The following is a 20,067-nucleotide window of genomic DNA, read 5'->3' as shown; positions in this document are numbered from 1 at the left end:
TCCCGGAAAAGCAGGTGTCCCCTAACTACTTATATTTGATTCCGATTACTTTCTGACAGTAATCTTATCCAGATGCCAGATATCATCTACATACTGCTGGATGGTACGGTCGGATGTGAATTTGCCGCTGTGTGCGGTATTCAGGATCGCGCTTCTTGCCCATGCAGAAGTATTTCTGTATTTATCCTCAACACGCTCCTGTGCTGCCGCATAGGACTTGAAGTCTGCCAGGGTAAAGTACATATCCGGGCGCGGAGCATTCTTCGGTGTGAGCAGAGAGTCATACAGATCACGGAACATCATGGTGTCGCCGTTTGAGTATCTTCCGCTGATCAGATCCATCACTACGTTGTGGATGTCCTGATCGTGGATGAAGTAGCTCATCGGATCGTAGGTGTAGTTGTTCTCATATTCGATAACCTGATCTGCGGAAAGTCCGAAGATGAAGGCGTTCTCTTTTCCAACTTCCTCAACGATCTCTACGTTTGCACCGTCCATGGTTCCAAGAGTCAGGGCACCGTTCAGCATGAACTTCATGTTACCGGTACCGGAAGCCTCTTTACTTGCGGTGGAAATCTGCTCGGAAACATCGGCAGCGGCAAAGATCAGCTCTGCGTTGCTGACACGATAATCCTCGATAAATACAACTTTGATCTTTCCTTTGATGGTCGGATCGTTATTTACGACATCCCCAACGGAATTAATCAGTTTGATGATTGCTTTTGCACGCTCATAGCCTGCGGAAGCTTTCGCTCCAAAGATGAAGGTTCTTGGGTAGAACGGCATATCCGGGTTCTTTTTCAGACGGTCATACAGGTACATAATATGAAGAATGTTCATAAACTGGCGTTTGTACTCATGCAGACGCTTTACCTGAACGTCAAAAATAGAGTTCGGATCTACATCAATGCCGTTATGCTCTTTGATGTATTTTGCCAGGCGAACTTTATTTTTGTGTTTAATCTCCATAAATTCCTTCTGTGCCTGTGTATCATCTGCAAGCTCAGCGATCTTTTTGATCTTCGGAAGATCGGTAATCCAGCCATTTCCGGCATACTCAGTTACCCAGTCAGCCAGGAGCGGATTTCCGTGAAGCAGGAAACGACGCTGTGTGATACCGTTCGTCTTATTGTTGAACTTCTCCGGAGTCATTTCGTAGAAGTCTTTTAAGGTCTGTTTTTTCAGGATCTCGGTATGAAGCTTTGCAACACCGTTGACAGAATATCCGCCTACGATAGCCAGACGGGCCATATGAACCTGTCCGTCGTAGATCACTGCCATCTGGCGGACTTTCTCTTCATCACCCGGGTACTGCTCTCTTACCTGGATCAGGAAGCGGCGGTTGATCTCCTCTACGATCTGATAGATACGCGGAAGAAGTCTGGAGAACAGGTCAACCGGCCATTTTTCAAGTGCCTCTGCCATAATCGTATGGTTCGTGTATGCACAGGTCTTTGTCGTAATCTCCCATGCCTCATCCCAGCCAAGGCCTTCCACATCCATAAGGATTCGCATCAGCTCCGGAACGGCTACGGTCGGGTGAGTATCGTTCAGCTGGAAGGTAACCTTCTCATACAGCTTTATGATATCATCGTGATGTTTTTTATATTTTGCAACTGCTCTCTGTACGCTTGCAGAAATAAAGAAATACTGCTGTTTCAGACGCAGCTCTTTTCCTTCGTAATGGTTGTCGTTCGGATACAGAACCTCTACGATGGTTTTTGCAAGGTTTTCCTGCTCAACCGCTTTGTGGTAATCACCTTTGTCGAAGGAATCCAGGGAGAAGTCCTGAATAGCCTCTGCATCCCAGATGGTCAGCGTGTTTACAACATCGTTGTCGTATCCTACGATTGGCATATCGTAAGGAATTGCGTTTACAGACTGATAATCTTTCTGTACGAAGTTTACGCGTCCGGTAGTCTCATCATACTCCTGTGCTACGTATCCGCCAAATTTTACTTCTTTTGCGTATTCCGGGCGTTTCAGCTCGAATGGATAGCCGTGTTTCAGCCAGTTGTCCGGTACTTCTACCTGATAACCGTCGCGGATCTGCTGTTTGAACATACCGTATTTATAACGGATACCGCAGCCGTATGCCGGATATCCCAGTGTAGCCAGGGAATCCAGGAAGCATGCTGCCAGACGGCCAAGACCGCCGTTTCCAAGCGCAGGATCTCTCTCCTGGTCCTCCAGAAGGTTCAGGTTCAGTCCCATCTCATCAAGAGCTTCCTGTACCTGTTTGTATGCAGTCAGGTTAATCAGGTTATTTCCCAGCGCACGTCCCATCAGGAACTCCATGGACATATAGTACAGAATCTTCGGATCCTGCTCATCCATTGCTTTCTGGGTTTTCAGCCAGTTGTCAATAATAACGTCTTTTACTGCGTAGCAGACTGCCTGGTAAATTTCCTGCTGGGAAGCCTCTTCCAGATTTTTTCTGTACAGCATTTTTACGTTTTCTTTGACACTGTTCTTAAAAGTTTCTTTGTTGAACTCGGCGTTTAACATCTGCGTCCTCCTCAATAGCAGTCTGCGAGCGGAGAGCTTGTCTGCATCCCCGCTCGCAGGCTGATTTTTATATTAACGATCGTCGTGGAAACGCATCCAGAAGTATTCTTAGATACGCTCTACTGCCATGGTAACCTTTTCGGAGTTGATATTCCACTCCTTCTCATAGCCCTTTGTCTCTCCAGTCACGATTTCTTCTGCCAGAACTTCAGATTTAATTTCATCACCATGGTTTTTCATGATGCTTACAATCTTGTCGTTGTCTTTTGCATATACTCTGATCTTGTCCATAACCTCAAAGCCGGCCTCTTTACGCATGGTCTGGATTTTACTTACCAGCTCACGAACAAAACCTTCCTCGATCAGTTCCGGAGTCAGATTGGTATCCAGAACAACGGTGATTGTATGGTCGGATTCGGATACATAGCCTTCCATCTGTGCCATGTCAATTAACAAATCCTCCTCTAATAATACAATTTCCTGTCCATCGATGTCAAGTTTAAGTTCGCCGGTGCTCTTGAGCTCTGCCATAGCCTTGTTTCCATCCAGCTCAGACAGGGTTGTTTTGATCTTGTTCAGGAGTTTTCCGTATTTTGGTCCTACGGTACGCATCTGCGGTTTGAAGCTGTAGCTGATGAAATCTGCGATGTCATCTTTAAATACAACTTCTTTGACATTCAGCTCGTCCTCGATGATCTCTTTGTAGAATTCGGAAAGCTGGAACTCGCTCTTCACGTACATGGTTCCGATCGGCTGACGGTTTTTGATATTGGCAGTATTTCTTGCGGCACGTCCCATAACGACGATCTCCAGCAGGTCTGCCATATCCTCTTCCATCTTCGGATCGATCCAGTTCTCATGTACCTCCGGGAAGTCGCACAGATGGATACTTTCCGGTGCACTTGCATCGATGCTCTTTACGAGGTTCTGATAAATATCCTCTGTCATGAACGGAATCATCGGAGCTGCTGCTTTTGCAACGGTCACCAGTGCGGTGTACAGAGTCATGTAAGCATTGATCTTATCCTGCTCCATGCCTTTTGCCCAGAAACGCTCACGGGAGCGGCGTACATACCAGTTACTCATATCATCCACGAAGGACTGCAGTGCTTTTGCTGCCTCCGGGATACGGTAATTTGCCAGGTTGTCGTCTACTGCTTTTACAGTGGATTCCAGACGGGACAGCAGCCATTTATCCATAACAGCCAGTTTGTCATATTCCAGACTGTATTTTGTTGCATCGAAGTTGTCGATGTTTGCATACAGGACAAAGAACGCGTAGGTGTTCCACAGGGTTCCCATGAACTTTCTCTGTCCTTCCACGACCGTCTTGCCTGCGAAACGGCTCGGCAGCCACGGAGCACTGCTGGTGTAGAAGTACCAGCGGATCGCATCGGCACCGTAGGTCTGCAGTGCGTCAAACGGATCTACCGCATTTCCTTTGGATTTACTCATCTTCTGTCCGTTCTCATCCTGTACCAGACCAAGAACGATAACGTTCTCGTACGGTGCTTTGTTGAACAGCAGAGTGGAAATTGCAAGCAGGGAGTAGAACCATCCACGTGTCTGGTCTACAGCCTCGGAAATAAACTGTGCCGGGAACTGTTTCTCGAAGGTTTCTTTGTTCTCGAATGGATAGTGATGCTGTGCGAACGGCATGGAGCCGGAATCGAACCAGCAGTCGATAACCTCCGGTACACGGTGCATCTCTTTACCGCATTTCGGGCACTTGATGGTCACTGCGTCGATGTATGGGCGGTGAAGCTCGATGTCATCCGGGCAGTTGTCGGCTTTTTCTTTCAGCTCTTCGATACTGCCGATGCAGTCCTGATGGCCACATTCACACTGCCATACCGGAAGCGGAGTTCCCCAGTAACGGTTTCTGGAAAGTCCCCAGTCCTGAACATTTTCCAGCCAGTCGCCAAAGCGTCCTTTTCCGATGCTTTCCGGAATCCAGTTAATGGTGTTGTTGTTGCGGATCAGATCCTCTTTTACTGCAGTCATGCGGATGAACCAGGTTTCACGTGCATAGTAGATCAGCGGAGTATCGCATCTCCAGCAGTGCGGGTAGCTGTGCTCGAACAGCGGCGCATCAAACAGAAGGTCTTTATCCTCGAGTGCCTGCAGAACGGCCATATCTGCTTTCTTGCAGAAAGTACCTGCCCACGGAGTTTCCTCGGTCATCTCACCTTTTTCGTTTACTAACTGTACGAAAGGAAGATCGTATCTGTGACCGACCTTGGAGTCGTCCTCACCAAATGCAGGGGCGATATGAACAACACCGGTACCATCGGTCAGTGTTACGTAGGTATCGCAGACTACATAGTATGCTTTTTTGTTTCCGATTCTCTTCTCAGCGTACGGGAACAGCGGCTCGTACTCTTTGAACTCAAGATCTTTGCCCTGATAATGCTCCAGGATTTCAGCGCCCTCACCGAGAACGGTGTCTACCAGAGCGGCTGCCATATAATAGGTATATCCTTTGCTTGTTACTTTTACATAATCCTCATCCGGGTTGACGCAGAGCGCAACGTTGGACGGAAGGGTCCACGGTGTGGTGGTCCATGCCAGGATGTAAGCGTCCTCGCCTTTTACTTTAAAGCGGACAACGGCAGAACGTTCTTTGACATCTTTGTATCCCTGCGCTACTTCGTGAGAAGAAAGCGGGGTACCGCAGCGCGGGCAGTAAGGAACGATTTTGTGTCCTTCGTACAGAAGACCTTTCTTCCAGATCTCTTTTAATGCCCACCACTCGGACTCGATGTAATCGTTATGATACGTAACGTATGGGTTTTTCATATCAGCCCAGAAGCCAACGGTATGGGAGAAGTCTTCCCACATTCCCTCGTATTTCCATACGCTCTCTTTACACTGCTCGATGAATGGCTCTACGCCGTATTTTTCGATCTGATCTTTTCCGTCCAGACCGAGTTTTTTCTCAACTTCCAGCTCTACCGGCAGTCCGTGGGTATCCCAGCCTGCTTTTCTCGGCACCTGATAACCCTTCATGGTACGGTATCTCGGGATCATATCCTTGATAACACGGGTCTCTACGTGGCCGATGTGCGGTTTTCCGTTTGCGGTCGGCGGTCCGTCATAGAACACGTAGGACGGATTTCCTTCACGCACTTTCATACTTTTTTCGAAGATCTGATTGTCTTCCCAGAACTTCTCAACCTGTTTTTCTCTCTCGACAAAGTTCATGTCGGTTGAAACTTTCTTGTACATGCTTGTACCTCCTGAAACTTAAGTTTCTCGTTTGATTTGCTCGCGTAAAATAAGAAAAAGCTCCCGCCCTGTAATAGGACGAAAGCTGTACTTATCGTAACCACCTGTTACATACTATCATATGCATTTCCTGTAACGGGGAACAACCGGCAACTTCTTACCACTGCTCTCCGGTTTTCTATATTTTATGCGCCGGGTACGCAGATTCAGAACTGCAACTTGGAAGTGATGTTCACCTGCCGCTACTTGTACCGGACTCCCACCATCCCCGGCTCGCTTTCCACAGACCGTTCACGCGCAGACTACTGTCTTCGTCATCGTTTTTCATGCCTTATTATAACTAGGGGCTGTAAGCGTTGTCAAGAGTGGAAAGCATATTTTATCGGTTCTTTTCCGCGATTTTACGGGATTTTCGGGGGTGTGCGTTGCTATTTGGATGGGGGAATGGTAAAATCGGGGTATAATCAAAAAACGGAAAGGAAGTGAAATCATGGGAAGATTTGTGAATCCGGACAACAGTGCATTTCAGGTTGCTCTCAATTCTGAAATCTATGTGGACAAAACAGGACTTTTATCGTATACCAACAAAGTTCTGGACACCATACAGGGCTATATCTGCAACAGCCGCCCGCGGCGGTTTGGAAAATCATTTGCTGCAAATATGCTGGCGGCCTATTACAGCAAGGGCTGTGATTCCAGAAAGATGTTTTCTGGCCTTGCGATCAGCCAGACGGCAGACTTTGAGAAGCATCTGAACCAGTACGATGTGATTCATCTGGACATCCAGTGGTTTCTTTCGAATGTCAGCGATCCGGAACAGATTGTGGCCTACATTACAGAATGTACACTGGCCGAGCTGCGTACCATCTATGCAGATCAGCTTCCGCCGGAAGTTTCCACCGTTCCCGACGCTCTGTCCCGGATCAAAGAGGCGACCGGACAGAAATTTGTGATTATTATTGATGAATGGGATGTCCTGATTCGTGATGAGGCCTCCAACCAGAAAATTCAGGATGATTACATTAATTTTCTTCGTGGAATGTTCAAAGGGACGGAACCGACGAAATATATCCAGCTTGCGTTTCTCACGGGTATTCTTCCGATCAAAAAATTGAAAACGCAGTCTGCCTTAAATAATTTTCATCAGTATTCCATGCTGAATCCAGGCCCGCTGGCTTCCTATATTGGATTCACAGAAGATGAAGTTTCCGCTCTCTGTCAGAAATACGGACAAAATTTTGAGGAAGTCAGACGATGGTACGACGGCTATCTGCTTGGAAATTACCATGTATACAATCCAAACGCGGTGACAAGTCTGCTTCTGGATGGGACATTCCAAAGCTATTGGTCGGAGACAAGCACATACGACTCGATGGTTCCTTTTATCAATATGGATTTTGACGGATTGAAAACAGCAATTCTGGAGATGCTTTCCGGCGCCGCAGTTCCTGTCATGGTTACCTCTTTTAAAAATGACATGGTCAGCTTTGTAAATAAAGATGATGTTCTGACGCTGCTGATTCATTTGGGCTATCTTGCCTACAATCAGCAGACACAGATGGCATATATTCCCAACGAAGAAATCCGCAGGGAGTTTCTGACTGCGGTGACTTCCAATCATTGGAATGAACTTTTCGCTTTCCAGCAGGAATCTGCGGATCTTTTAGATGCTACGCTCGATATGGATGAAAATGCTGTCGCTGCCGGAATTGAAAAGGTCCATGAGGAATATACTTCCGTGATTCAGTATCATAATGAAAATTCGCTCAGTTGTGTCCTCACGATTGCTTATTTAAGTACGATGCAATATTACTTCAAACCCATTCGTGAACTTCCGACCGGGCGCGGTTTTTCCGATTTTGTCTTTCTGCCAAAGCCGGAATACCGATACGATTTTCCGGCGCTTGTAGTAGAACTGAAATGGAACAAGAATGCGAAAACGGCACTGGATCAGATTAAAAGACAGCATTACCCGGCTTCCATTGCATCTTATACAGGGGATATTCTGCTGGTTGGTGTTAATTATGATAAGAAGACGAAGGTGCATGAGTGTCGGATTGAAAAATATTTGAAATCAGGAGAAAAATGATGAAAGTTGTGATTGCAATTGATTCTTTTAAAGGAAGCCTTTCCTCTCTGCAGGCTGGAACAGCGGCCGCCACCGGGATTTATCGTGTCGATCCGAAGGTGGAGACGGTTGTGCGCCCGCTTGCCGATGGCGGTGAAGGTACCGTTCAGGCACTGACCGAAGGTCTTGGCGGACGGCTTGTCTCCGTTTCGGTGACCGGTCCTGCCGGAAAGCAGGTTATCTGCCCGTATGGCATCATCGACCGGACGCAGACCGCCATTATCGAGATGTCGGGGGCTGCCGGTATTACGCAGGTACACGGCGATGAGAAAAATCCGCTGTACGCCACAACGTACGGTGTCGGTGAGGTTATCTGCGATGCCATCCGCAATGGCTGCCACCGCTTTATCATTGGAATCGGCGGAAGTGCCACAAATGACGGCGGTATTGGTATGCTACAGGCACTCGGTTTCGGACTGCTCGATGCAGAAGGAAAACAGGTTCCTTTTGGTGCTGTCGGACTGGAATCTCTTACCGCGATTACGGCAGATCACGTTCTGCCGGAACTTTCGGAATGCACCTTCCGTATTGCCTGCGATGTAACGAATCCGCTCTGCGGTTCCAACGGCTGCAGCGCCGTTTTCGGACCGCAGAAGGGCGCGGATGCTGTCATGATCAAACGTATGGACACATCGCTTGCCTCCTACGCCGCACTCTGCCGGAAAACATTCCCGAACGTCGACGCGGAATTTCCCGGAACGGGTGCTGCGGGCGGACTTGGATTTGCTTTTCAGACGTTTCTTTCTGCTTCGCTGGAACCCGGCATTCAGATCGTACTGGACGAAACCCGACTTCGTGATGATGTAAAAGATGCTGATCTTGTTATCACCGGCGAAGGACGGCTCGACGGACAAACCGTGATGGGAAAAGCGCCGATCGGAGTTGCAAAACTTTCAAAAGAATACTGCAAACCTGTCCTTGCGTTCTCCGGCTGTGTCACAAAAGATGCATCCACATGCAACGCCGCCGGAATTGATGCCTTTTTCCCTATTATGCGGAGCGTCGTTTCACTCGAAGAAGCTATGGATGTGAAAAATGCGGCAGAAAATATGGCCGATACGGTAGAACAGGCTTTTCGGCTATTTTTGCTTCAGTAAAGCGGATATTCGCAATCCGCTTCGCTACTTGCTTGATTCGGTTAAAACACAAGACCGTTTTCTCCTGCTTTAATTTTTGCAGGAAGGACAGAAAGCACGCCGCGCTCTCATCGTCTTAATTCCAGCAGATATTCTGTCGTTCCTGCTTCCAGCTGTTTCGTTCCTGCCCACCGAAATCCGTGGCGGTTGTAAAACGCAATGGCACGCGTATTTTTCTCCAATGCCCATAGATGGTCTGCGTCAAACTTTTCAATTACAAAGGTAATCAGCGCGTGGCCGACTCCGTTGTTCTGCAGACATGGATCTACGTATAGTTTACAGATTTCGGTTCCGTTGATTTCTGTAAAACCTCTTATAATTCCATCATCGTAGACATAGATGCGGTTTAAGATTTCTTCTTTCTTAAAGTACTGGTCGATCATCGGAACTACCTGCATTTCACCGAAGGAATAGGCCTCCTCGTGAAAAATCGGGAAATAATTGATTCGGTTGTTGAACACGAAAATTTCCGCAATTCTGGACAGGTCTTTCAGTTCTGCTTTTCTGATTTTCATATTTTCTCTCATTTTAATTTCCAATCAACACTTTCTTCCCCCGAAACGCAAATCCATAATACCTGATCCGCTCCTTTGCGATTCCTCTGGCAAGCAATTCTGTGTCATACTGTTTTTCCTGAATCTGACGAAGTGCATGCTCCACCGTCTCTTCCAGCGACTTTTCTTTTGATGTGTTCTGAACCTTAAATTCCATTACGATCGCATCCAGGTTTTCTTTCAATGGCTCCATTACTACGTCATACCTTCCGAATCCACTTTCTCTGTTGGAAGTGATTCTGTATTTTCCGGCCAGATCAACAATCAGCCCAAGGACAAATCCATGGTAAAATCTTTCTGGTTCGAGTTCCTCTGATGGTTTTCCGCCCGTGTCGAAACTGCTGAATGTCTGAAGTGCTACCTGATTCATAAACTGGTTCATATAATCCAGATCTCCGGCAAGCAGAGCATCTTTAAAATTGCCATATGCAGAATCTTCTTCTGTAAACCAGTCCTCTATCATTTGTTCAAACATCAGCATTGTCTCATGATTTGTCACTTTCAAATCATACTGGCGCTTTCCTGTTCGGTTATCCATTTCGTACCGATCCACTTTCAGATATCCGCTCGCAAGCATAAGACTCCAGATGGCTCCCCGCTTTCTGCCAAGCTGTTCAAAAATAACCTGCTCATCCAATTCTGTGCAGATCACTCTGCCGTTTAATAAATCTTCCATTTCCGTCTTGATCTTTGCAGGACTTCGACGGATCAGATTGGAGATCAGCATATTTCCGCTGGTGTCTGCCCAGTACGTTCCATATTCTCCCGTGTCCAGATATTTTGTAATGGACCACGGATTGTAAATATCCTTCCGTTTTCCAAAGGAAAATCCATCATACCAATAGCGGACGGTTCCTTTTTCATCGGACAGCCCATTTTCCTCCAGCGCATGAAAGACTTCTTCTTCTGTAAAGCCAAACGAGCCGCTGTACTTTTCCGATGTTGTTGTTACAACTTCAAGATTATTCAGATCGGAAAAGATAGATTCTTTACTGACTCTTGTTATTCCTGTCAGCAGTCCCCGTTCCATATAGGGATTCGTTTTGAATGTGGAATTGAACAGGCTTCTGATAAACGCAGTAAGATTCTCCCAATACCCATGAATATACGATTCCTGCAAAGGAGTATCATACTCATCCAGAAGAATAATCACCTTTTTTCCGTAATAGCGGCTCAGATAATCGGACAGATAATTGACAGCTACTGCTGCCGCATCATCCGACATATTTTCTTCAACGGAATCAAAATAGGCGCGGTCTTTTTCATTTAATACTTTGCTGGATTTGACAAATTCAAAAGTACTATATAATTTTACCAGCTTACGAATTACCGCTCTTCTTGCAGTCTCATATGTGGTTGCCTTGATATCTGCAAAGCTGAGGGAAATCACCGGATACGTTCCCTGCAGCTTACGAAATCTTTCCTCTTTCCAGATGACAAGGTCTTCAAAATATTTGCTGCATTCGGAATGATTTACGGAAAAGAAATATTCGACCATACTCATATTCAGGGTCTTGCCGAATCTTCTTGGGCGTGTGATCAGAGTAACACTGTCCTGATTGTCCCACCATTCCCTGATAAAATCCGTCTTATCGATATAAAAACAGTTATTCTTTCTGATGGATATAAAATCCTGATTTCCAATGGAAATTACTGATTTCATGGGTCTGCTCCTTCCTAAATCCTTTACCACCGACAGGCTTGCAAAAATTTATTTCTGTTTCTATTTTATCATATTTCTCTGGCAGAACAAAGATCATTCCCTGTCCGAAGCAATTATTTTCCATTGGATATTATGTTTTGACAGATGTCACGAACTATGCTTTCTCTGTCCTGATCCGCCGTTATTCTGGTTTCATACAGAACGGATGTATAATCTTTTTCGTTCCACCATCTCTGCATATCTTCTGCACTGAAATCATTGCAGTTCGGCTTTGTTTTGTGGCGCTTCACGGTCTCCTCGAAGGGGATGTCGAAGTAATATGCGTATATATTTTTTCCATATAAAGCTACTGCCAGCTCAAATAATGCACGATACCATTCCGCATTCAGTATTCCTTCCAGAATAACAATCTCGCTGTGTTTTCTTCCATATCGCAGAAGTTCTTCCAGAAGAGGCAGCGCCTTTGTATTTTCTCCGTCTTTGACTTTGAGCATATCTCTTCGGATAACATCCTGCGAGATCAGCATTGTATTATTTCCGAACACTTGCTGTAATTCCTTTGCAATAGTTGTTTTTCCACTGCCGGAATTTCCTCTTAAAATGATTAATTTATTCGTCCGTAAGCAATCGCCCATTGTCATTCCATTCTCCATACATAATTCCCGCTTTCGTATTATCTAAAAGTTTCTGCAAACGGCTCTGAAATATTTCTTTTTCCTCAAACATTGTAATTTTATACACTTTTCGCTATCTGCAGCGCCAGAAACAGCTTGTCCAGATCGTGGTTAGCGGCAGATAATCCATCCGTTTCATAGTTTCCTTCGATCAGCACATCTCCCGCAACAAGAAAATCATACAGTTCAAATCCATAAAAATCACTGATCGCCTGAACGCCTGCGAGTTCCATTTCCACGGCAATGCATCCTTCTTCTTTTCGTTTTCTTACAAGATTTACCGTTTCCCGAAGCATACTGTCTGTCGTCCATACGCGCCCCTGAACGTATGGCAGTTTCCTTTCTTTGAAAAATTCCGCCAGTTTGTCCGTGTTTTTTATTTTTATGTAGTCCTGCGGTTCTGCAAAATAATAGGACAGTCCTTCTCCCCGGTATGCCTCCGTTGGGAGAATAAACTTTCCATCGGTTGCTTCTTTGTCCAGACTGCCGCACGAGCCAAACATGATAAAGACGGATGCTCCTGTTAAATGATTGACTTCGGCAATCGTTCCTGCTGCAAGAGCGGAACCAATTGGTGTCAGGTAGAAAGCAATCGTTTCTTCCTCATATGGCAGAGTCCAAACCGGTATATTTCCATTGCATGCTCTTACTTCTGCAATCTGTCGGCATGGGAATTTTTCAAGCATGTATTCATATATTACTTTTGAAAAAATTACCATACATTTTTTTACCAGATGCTGCTTCTCCCCATAAAAATTCTCCAGCTTTACAATCGGCTCGCTGTTGATATCATAAGAATCAATAATCATTCTGTTTCCTCCATAAATTTTATTTATCTTTACCAAAAAGTCCCATATCCACCACCCTTACTGCGCAGACATGAGACTTCCGTTTTTATTTTTGCATTACTTCAATAACACATTCATGTTTCTTCGTTTTTTTATTATAATTGATACCGGCAAGCATTCGAACCACAGAATCTTTCAGGCCATCCATATCCATTTGAATATAAATTTTTAAGGCCTCATACGTTTCCGTCTGGTTCCAATAGGTTCCGAATTTGTGGCGCAGCATGGCTTCTACCACAGATTTCGGGCTATACATGGAATAAATTTCGTCTCCAGTCTGCCGATGCGTAATCAACTGATAACCATCGTACCACGTTTTTGCTTCTTCAAAACTCATCTCATATTTTTCACAGAGGGCAGATATCTCCTGCTCTGTGAAGCCAAAATATTCCGCCAGATCACCGGGATCTGTCATGGAATACTCGGTAAATATATTTAGTGCAGAATGAGAACCATTTTTGTTTGTGAACTTTTCTTTTTTCAGACTTTTCAGCAATACCTTTCGATTATATACATGCGTATTCCACAGTATTTCCATGCTTCTGAATTATTTTCATTAAATCATCAGCCTGCATCCAAACGGTTGCTGTATTATCATTTGGATGAACACCAATTTTATTTCCGACAAATTCCACGTCCATGAAGACTTGAACTCTGTGTTCGGCATCGTTTAGAATACCAAGCGGCGTAACGGCACCGGGTATCAGTTTCATAATATCAAATAATTCCTCCGCAGCTGCAAAAGAAAGTGCACGCAGACCACGTTGCCTGCGAAACGCTTTCAAATCTACTCGCTTGTTCCCTTTCATCGTTATCAAATAATAATTACGTTTTTTATCGTCGCGAACAAATAAATTTTTAGCGCCCCACTCTGGATACGGCAAATCAACAGCATCTGCTTCTTCCATATTGAAAACTGCCTTATGTTCCGTAATTTCATACGCTATATTTTGCCTTTTTAAATAATGATATATCTCTATCTTATCCATACTCTTTTATCTCTGTAAACTGAAATTGAAATATACCCTTATTTTTCATACTTTTCAATCCGGCATTCATGTTCTTTTGTTTTTTCATTGTAGTTAATTCCCACCAGCAAAAGCTCCCCTGCATAGCATGCAACAAACTCCGGATATTTTCCGTCTCTGATCTGATCTAATGCTGCTCTGACGCTTTTGTCCCATTTCAGTTCCACAACAAGCGCCGGGTAATAATTCTGAAACTCCGGCTTTGGAATAAACACAAAGTCTGCAAATCCACGACCCGCGGGAAATTCGCGGATTGGTTTGAAATAGTATTGCATGGAACTCAAATAGGCAATGGACAGAACACTGCTGAGTGAGTTTTCATTGTTATACTGAATCACAGAAGTATATTCCCTGTGAATTTTTTCAATTTCTTTTGCTACTGCGTTTCCATTCATCTGAATTGTATCTTTCAGAAGCTGCTCTGATTCTTTTTGAAATACAATCAACTCATTCCATTTTTTCCTTTTCGTTGCCAGAATCAATTCCTGACGGATTTCCTCATTCGGAATAAAAGCAGTTCTAAATGTCCGATCATAGGCCAGATATCCAAGGTGAATCAGATACGTCAGCACATCGTCTTTATTGGCGAAGCTAACGGTATCGTTCTGAAAAGAGGTAACATCAACCGGAACATGATCTCCTGAAAGCATTTCGATTACGGCACTTTTCAGGCCATCAAAATCCATATTGATCAGCGGAACAATCGCCTCATAGGATGCGGTTCCGGACCAGTAGCTCTGGAATTCGCCTTCGAGCATCAGGTTCACAACGGCATTTGGATTGTATACATGATATTTCCCAATCTGATAACCGTCGTACCATCGTTTGACTTCTTCAAACTTCTGACCATATACTTCACATAGTTTTTGAACTTCTGTTTCTGTAAAACCTACATATGGTGCAATCGGCCCGGCATACAGCATCGAATAATCTTTGAAATTGTTCAGCGCCGACTGTGTCTTTTCTTTTTTTACAGGCAAAATACCTGTCAGATATGCCAGTTGAATATATTTTGTCGGCTCCGTCCCTTTGAACATCGCCCGCAGAAAATTGATATATTCTTCCTGTGTTTTGAGATCCGCCGCCTCGTCACGAATCAGAACATCCCATTCGTCTATAATCACAATAAATTTTGTCCCGGATGCCGCGTTGATCCGCGACAGCGCCTCCGGCAGTGACCGGATTTCTTCTGGAAGGATATGGGGATAATATTCTTTTAACTCCGAAATCGTTTTTTCTGAGATATAAGAAACAATCCGCTCCGGTCCGCCTGCCGGTTCCATACACCATTGGATATCCCAGTGGAGCACATCATACTGATTCAGATGTTTTTCAAAATCCTTTGCCCTGCTGATTTCCAGCCCGGAAAACATTTCTTTCGAACTGCAGCCCTTGCTGTAATACGCGGTGAGCATGTTTGCCGTAATTGATTTTCCAAACCGCCGCGGGCGGCTGTTGCAGATATATCCCTGCAGAGTGTTCATGACTTTATTCGTATAAGTCAGCAGTCCTGTTTTATCAACATAAATCTCAGAATTTAATGCAACCGCAAATGCTTCATTTCCCGGATTCAGATAACTTCCCATGCAAATCCCTCCCGTCAACATTTTATATGACTCATTATACTTGATCCCTCGGACTATCACAAGGACAGGATTTTCCCACGCAGCTTCCGGTTTTTCACTTTCGTCCTCCTGTGAGAATCCCATACAATTCCGGTCTTCTGTTTTTCAGTCCGCATTTTTCCCGCTTTCTGCATTTCCTGCATTTCGTTGATACTAAAATCAGACATGTTATTATCCTTCATCCTCGTAAATAATGATTTGAAAATATTGTAACTATTCAGAGCCATGCGAAATGGAAGAAAAATCGCGAATCATGTTTACATGAATGAGCTATTTTTCTGGAATTTCATATGGCGAGATGGGACTCTGAATAGTTACAAAATATTATACCCTATAAATGCTTCAATGGTAAACTTTCATTTTGCCGCATAAAAAATACGCGCCGCATTTCTCATCAAAATCATGAGTATGCGGTGCGCAGTTTTTATTTTGCTTTTTTCTTCTCTCTTTTCACAAAAAGACAGACACATGCAACAACAAAAACAGCCGTTGCAGCGATCAGTACCGGCCATACCGGCAGTGGACAGACGCTTGCGCTGATCAGTTTCAGTCCCTGGTAAAGTGTGTATACACCGAAAATTGAAAAGATGACAAACGCCAGTGTATTCAGCAGCCCATCCGGTGTCTTGCTCTTTAAGAGATAGCCGACCAGCATTCCGAGAATATCCGCTGCGAACAGTCCGAGAGAACATCCGATCCATACAACGAATGCGGATCCCATACCTTCATTTGCACCAAAGGTGATTGCGGTAAGCTGTGTTTTGTCTCCGAGCTCTGCTACGAAGAACGTACAGAAAACGGCGAGCGGTGCGAACCGAATTTTGGATTTGCCGCCTTCTTCCTCTTCCTCGTCATCATCACCGGAAATGGTGGATGCTGCGAAGTAAAGAAATGCGAGTGCTGCAATCGTCTTAATCAGCCAGTCCGGAATGAATTCGCTGACGAGGCCGCCTGCGAGAACCGCCATTCCATTCAGTACCAGAATCGCGGCTGCGGTTCCCAGGATAATGTCTTTCAGCTTGTACTTCGAAGTAAGCGCAATCAGCATGAGCTGCGTCTTATCGCCCATCTCTGCGATGAACTCGGTAAGAAACACCTTTAGAAATAACACCATTTTCCATTCCCCTTATCTTATAATGATATAAATGGCATATGCGGCATAAAATGCGACCATACAGAAACCTTCAACTCTTCCGATTTTCTTTTTGGTTCCTGCAAAAATCCATACACATACCGTGAATACGATCAATACACACAAATCAATTATATTTTCCGTAATAATGGCCATCGGGCTGATTGCGGATGCAATGCCAAGTACCATAAGAATGTTGAAGATATTGGAACCGATCGCGTTGCCAAGTGCCATATCAACTTCATTCTTTCTGGCAGCAACGATAGAAGTTACGAGTTCCGGAAGGGAAGTTCCGATGGAAACAATGGTCAGTCCGATCAGAGTCTGGCTCATTCCGAGATCGCCCGCGATTCTCGCTGCGGCATCTACGGTCACATCTCCGCCGACTGCAATGGCGACTGCTCCGCCGACGATGAACACGATACTCTTCGGAACGGAAAGCAGCTTAATATCCTCGTCCAAACCGCCTTCAATTTCAACTTTTTTTCCTTCTCGGTTTGCCTTTAATGCAATCTGAACCATGTAGACAATGTAACCTGCAAAGAATCCAATTAAGATCACGCCGTCCAGGTGACCGAGCATCATACCGGATTTATCGCCGAGTCCGCTGATTCCCAAAACCATTAAAAGTCCGGCGCAGATCAGGGACAGCGGGATGTCTCTTTTGATGGTTTCCTTTGCAACTTCTACAGTAGTCAGTACGGCACAGACACCGATGACAACCATCAGGTTAAAGATATTGGAACCGATGACATTACTGACGGCAAGCTCGTTGTTGCCGGTAAGTGAAGCCGATACACTGACCGCGGTCTCCGGAAGTGATGTTCCCATGGCAACAATGGTCAGTCCGATGATGATCGACGGAACGTGCAGTCTCTTTGCTGCGCTTGAGCTTCCTTCTACGAAAAAGTCCGCACCTTTGATCAGCAGGACAAAACCGATGACGAGACAGACAAGCACAAGAGCAAACGGGGCGTTGTTGATGAAATTTTCCATGTTTTCCTCCTTTGTTTTCCAAGCATATATTCCAAAATAGTATCGTTAACAGAAGCAGGTTTTACTCATTATCCGCAAAAAAAGACTCATGTATATCAAGGAACATCCGATATGCGATACACCGGTGATTCATCGATATACATGAGTCTCATTATTTAAGATTTGCCAGATTATACTCTTTTCTTATAATCAGAATGTTGACAAATCACACATTCGTGCTAACTACTCCCTCATGGAATATTACATTACTTGATAAATACTATCAAATGTCTTCGGGGTTGTCAACAAAATTTGACTTTTTTATCCGAAAGATTTCAGCCCCGCTTACGAATGCATACCAGTCATGGGTGCAGAATACTTTACAAAATATAACAAACCGAATATCCTAAAACGAGAAAAACTTCATTTTCATGATAGTCCATTTTTAAACTGATCTATCTTTTCTATGGTACTCACCTCTCTATTCGTCCTGTGTTTCCATCTCTTCGAGTTCCAGTTCCGTTTCCATCATGCGTTCCAGCAGGGATTCCTGTGTCTGATTTTCTTCGTCTATTTTCGTCTGAAGCTCCATCAGCCGTTCGTAATTTGCGGAAAGTTCCGGGTCCATCATTTCCAGTTGAAGTTCTGACATTCTGCTCTCACTCTCCGCAAGCTGCTCCTCGTATTTTTCGAGTTGCCGTTTTAAGCGGGACAGAATTTTTCCCGGATTATAATATTTCTTTTTGTCAAACACATCATCCAGTGTCGGAACGTCGGCTGATTTCCGTACAATTCCTCCCGCATTTCCCGTTTCTCTGCCCGGTGTCTGCCGTTTGATTTCTTCGAGATACTGTGCATAATTCATTCCGTAAAATTGTACGTCGCTCTCGCCGAACTCCAGAATGCCGGTTGCCACCTGGTTGATGAAATAACGGTCGTGCGATACGAACAGAACGGTTCCCTCGTAGCTGGTCAGCATTTTTTCCAGCGCTTCTTTTCCCGCCAGATCCATGTGATTCGTCGGCTCGTCCAGGATCAGGAAATTCGGTTTCGTATAGAAAATCCGGCAGAGCTCCAGCCGCACTTTTTCACCGCCGGAGAGCTGCCCCATTTTCTTTTCGACATCCTCACCGGAAAACAGAAAGGCTCCCAGTGCGCTTCGGACATCGTTGCGAAGCAGGTTCGGATAAAGACTCCAGAAATAGTCGAGCACCGTCTGCTCCGGGTCGAATTTCTGGTTGACTGCTTGGTGCTGATCGAAGTAGGCAAAATCCACGCGGTTTCCAAACTGATAGCTTCCGCCTAATGCCTTGATTTCGCCCACAACGGTTTTCAGAAGCGTCGACTTTCCTTTTCCGTTTTCTCCGATGATCACAATCCGTTCTGCTTTTTTGATGACGGCCGAAACCTCGCTCAGGACGGTATCGTATCCGATTTTCAGTTTCTTCATCGTGAGCACATCCGTATAGCTTTCGCGTACCGGATGGAATAAGGCGTGGAATGTCCTCGTGTCAAACCGCCGCGGTTTCTCAATTTTTACCATGTGCTCGATCGCCATTCGTTTCGAACGGGTGGCCGCAACTTTTGTCGGTGTGTTTTTCCATTTTTCAATCCACGCCGTCAGACGCTCGATTTCCTTCTGCTGCGCTTCATAGTCTTTTTCCTGTTTGATCTGTGCTTCTTCTTTTTGTTTCACAAATGCCGAATAATTTCCCGGATACCGTTTGATGTCACCGTATTCGATTTCATACGTCACATCAATCACGCGGTCCAGAAACATGCGGTCATGTGATACAATGATAACGGCATTTTCGTAGCTTTTCAGATAATTTTCCAACCACTCCACTGCAGCGATGTCGAGGTGGTTGGTCGGCTCGTCCAGAAGCAGGATGTCCGGGCGCTGTAAGAGGAGCTGAATCAGGGCAATTTTTGTCTGCTGTCCGCCCGAAAATTCACCGATCGGTTTTTCCAGATCTTCGAGCGCAAAACCAAATTTCTGGAACATCGTTTCCATATCTTTTTTCCAGCTGTACCCGTGCAGACTCTCGATTCTCCGCTCCAGAAAATCGTACTCCGCCAGCAGCTTTTTGTGATCTTCCGTCTCGGCGAGCAGCTTTTCGATTTCCTTTTTTCGTGCCTCGCACGCAAAGACTTCTGAGAAAGCCTTCTCCAGCTCCTCTTTTACCGGCACATCTCCATCGGTAAAATTAATCTGGCGCAGAAAACCGATGTTCTGTTTTCCGCTCATTGTAATCCCGCAGGTCTCATCGCTGTCCAGATTACTCATCTCAATATCCCCGGCAATCAGCCGCAGCAGCGTCGTTTTTCCACAGCCGTTTCTACCGACAATTGCAATTTTTTCTGTATCGTGAATTTCGAAATTCACACTGTTTAAAATCGTATCCGCGCCAAACTGTACTTTTGCATTTCTGATCTGATATCTCATGTTTTATACCTTTTCTGTTGTGTGAACCTCACAGTCGGTATTTTCACGGAGTCTGACATGTCGAAAATAGTTCGACTGTGACTTACCTCATGTCAGTGGAGGATACCGATTTCTCTCCGCCC

Annotated in this window: 13 protein-coding genes and 1 pseudogene; 2 read left to right on the top strand and 12 right to left on the bottom strand. The window is 45.1% G+C overall.

Annotation, left to right across the window (positions count from 1 at the left end; genetic code table 11):
- Positions 1–45: 45 nt before the first annotated feature.
- On the bottom strand, positions 46–2,508 hold the full coding sequence (locus DWX26_RS11605) for a glycogen/starch/alpha-glucan phosphorylase (protein ID WP_118601464.1): 2,463 nt from the start codon (positions 2,506–2,508) through the stop codon (positions 46–48).
- Positions 2,509–2,616: 108 nt separating this feature from the next.
- Complete coding sequence (gene ileS / locus DWX26_RS11600; protein WP_055222021.1) at positions 2,617–5,736, bottom strand: isoleucine--tRNA ligase; 3,120 nt, start codon at positions 5,734–5,736, stop codon at positions 2,617–2,619.
- A gap of 490 nt (positions 5,737–6,226) precedes the next feature.
- Between ileS and DWX26_RS11595 the strand changes: the two genes are divergently transcribed.
- Both DWX26_RS11595 and DWX26_RS11590 read left to right on the top strand, forming a co-directional pair.
- Positions 6,227–7,825 carry an AAA family ATPase gene (locus tag DWX26_RS11595; RefSeq protein ID WP_117761357.1) on the top strand — a complete coding sequence of 533 codons (1,599 nt, stop codon included), beginning with the start codon at positions 6,227–6,229 and terminating at the stop codon, positions 7,823–7,825.
- Positions 7,825–8,961 (top strand): glycerate kinase family protein, encoded by a 1,137-nt coding sequence (locus DWX26_RS11590; RefSeq protein ID WP_118601463.1) that lies wholly within the window; start codon positions 7,825–7,827, stop codon positions 8,959–8,961. The genes DWX26_RS11595 and DWX26_RS11590 overlap by 1 nt, the downstream gene beginning before the upstream one ends.
- A gap of 107 nt (positions 8,962–9,068) precedes the next feature.
- Here DWX26_RS11590 and DWX26_RS11585 read toward each other — a convergent pair whose 3' ends face one another.
- The 10 genes and pseudogenes from DWX26_RS11585 to DWX26_RS11535 form a co-directional block, all read right to left on the bottom strand.
- Complete coding sequence (locus tag DWX26_RS11585; protein ID WP_118601473.1) at positions 9,069–9,515, bottom strand: GNAT family N-acetyltransferase; 447 nt, start codon at positions 9,513–9,515, stop codon at positions 9,069–9,071.
- A gap of 13 nt (positions 9,516–9,528) precedes the next feature.
- Positions 9,529–11,217, bottom strand: coding sequence for an AAA family ATPase (locus DWX26_RS11580; protein WP_055225796.1), 1,689 nt, complete (start codon positions 11,215–11,217; stop codon positions 9,529–9,531).
- A gap of 113 nt (positions 11,218–11,330) precedes the next feature.
- The gene (locus DWX26_RS11575) at positions 11,331–11,870 is read right to left on the bottom strand and encodes a kinase (protein WP_226906354.1); all 540 of its coding nucleotides are present in this window, start codon (positions 11,868–11,870) and stop codon (positions 11,331–11,333) included.
- Positions 11,871–11,950: 80 nt separating this feature from the next.
- On the bottom strand, positions 11,951–12,700 hold the full coding sequence (locus DWX26_RS11565; RefSeq protein WP_055225800.1) for a nucleoside phosphorylase: 750 nt from the start codon (positions 12,698–12,700) through the stop codon (positions 11,951–11,953).
- A 145-nt stretch (positions 12,701–12,845) separates the two neighbouring features.
- A pseudogene (locus tag DWX26_RS11560) lies at positions 12,846–13,199 on the bottom strand (AAA family ATPase); the annotation flags it as partial.
- 46 nt (positions 13,200–13,245) lie between these two features.
- Positions 13,246–13,728, bottom strand: coding sequence for a prolyl-tRNA synthetase associated domain-containing protein (locus DWX26_RS11555; RefSeq protein ID WP_055268132.1), 483 nt, complete (start codon positions 13,726–13,728; stop codon positions 13,246–13,248).
- Positions 13,729–13,766: 38 nt separating this feature from the next.
- On the bottom strand, positions 13,767–15,353 hold the full coding sequence (locus DWX26_RS11550) for an AAA family ATPase (RefSeq protein WP_117814372.1): 1,587 nt from the start codon (positions 15,351–15,353) through the stop codon (positions 13,767–13,769).
- A gap of 463 nt (positions 15,354–15,816) precedes the next feature.
- Positions 15,817–16,506 (bottom strand): TMEM165/GDT1 family protein, encoded by a 690-nt coding sequence (locus tag DWX26_RS11545; protein ID WP_055225810.1) that lies wholly within the window; start codon positions 16,504–16,506, stop codon positions 15,817–15,819.
- A gap of 12 nt (positions 16,507–16,518) precedes the next feature.
- Complete coding sequence (locus DWX26_RS11540) at positions 16,519–17,520, bottom strand: calcium/sodium antiporter (RefSeq protein ID WP_117814373.1); 1,002 nt, start codon at positions 17,518–17,520, stop codon at positions 16,519–16,521.
- Positions 17,521–17,980: 460 nt separating this feature from the next.
- Positions 17,981–19,945, bottom strand: a complete 1,965-nt coding sequence (locus DWX26_RS11535) for an ABC-F family ATP-binding cassette domain-containing protein (RefSeq protein WP_118595643.1) — start codon at positions 19,943–19,945, stop codon at positions 17,981–17,983.
- Positions 19,946–20,067 lie beyond the last annotated feature (122 nt).

Source organism: Blautia sp. AF19-1 (assembly GCF_003479155.1).
GTDB lineage: Bacteria > Bacillota > Clostridia > Lachnospirales > Lachnospiraceae > Fusicatenibacter > Fusicatenibacter saccharivorans.
The sequence above is the reverse complement of the archived record's forward strand: the minus strand, read 5'-3'. Positions and strand labels throughout refer to the sequence as shown.

Excerpts from the sequence above, each read along its gene's own strand:
- DWX26_RS11605 (WP_118601464.1), bottom strand. The coding sequence starts at position 2,508 with ATGTTAAACGCCGAGTTCAACAAAGAAACTTTTAAGAACAGTGTCAAA.
- ileS (WP_055222021.1), bottom strand. The coding sequence starts at position 5,736 with ATGTACAAGAAAGTTTCAACCGACATGAACTTTGTCGAGAGAGAAAAA.
- DWX26_RS11595 (WP_117761357.1), top strand. The coding sequence starts at position 6,227 with ATGGGAAGATTTGTGAATCCGGACAACAGTGCATTTCAGGTTGCTCTC.
- DWX26_RS11590 (WP_118601463.1), top strand. The coding sequence starts at position 7,825 with ATGAAAGTTGTGATTGCAATTGATTCTTTTAAAGGAAGCCTTTCCTCT.
- DWX26_RS11585 (WP_118601473.1), bottom strand. The coding sequence starts at position 9,515 with ATGAAAATCAGAAAAGCAGAACTGAAAGACCTGTCCAGAATTGCGGAA.
- DWX26_RS11580 (WP_055225796.1), bottom strand. The coding sequence starts at position 11,217 with ATGAAATCAGTAATTTCCATTGGAAATCAGGATTTTATATCCATCAGA.
- DWX26_RS11575 (WP_226906354.1), bottom strand. The coding sequence starts at position 11,870 with ATGGAGAATGGAATGACAATGGGCGATTGCTTACGGACGAATAAATTA.
- DWX26_RS11565 (WP_055225800.1), bottom strand. The coding sequence starts at position 12,700 with ATGATTATTGATTCTTATGATATCAACAGCGAGCCGATTGTAAAGCTG.
- DWX26_RS11555 (WP_055268132.1), bottom strand. The coding sequence starts at position 13,728 with ATGGATAAGATAGAGATATATCATTATTTAAAAAGGCAAAATATAGCG.
- DWX26_RS11550 (WP_117814372.1), bottom strand. The coding sequence starts at position 15,353 with ATGGGAAGTTATCTGAATCCGGGAAATGAAGCATTTGCGGTTGCATTA.
- DWX26_RS11545 (WP_055225810.1), bottom strand. The coding sequence starts at position 16,506 with ATGGTGTTATTTCTAAAGGTGTTTCTTACCGAGTTCATCGCAGAGATG.
- DWX26_RS11540 (WP_117814373.1), bottom strand. The coding sequence starts at position 17,520 with ATGGAAAATTTCATCAACAACGCCCCGTTTGCTCTTGTGCTTGTCTGT.
- DWX26_RS11535 (WP_118595643.1), bottom strand. The coding sequence starts at position 19,945 with ATGAGATATCAGATCAGAAATGCAAAAGTACAGTTTGGCGCGGATACG.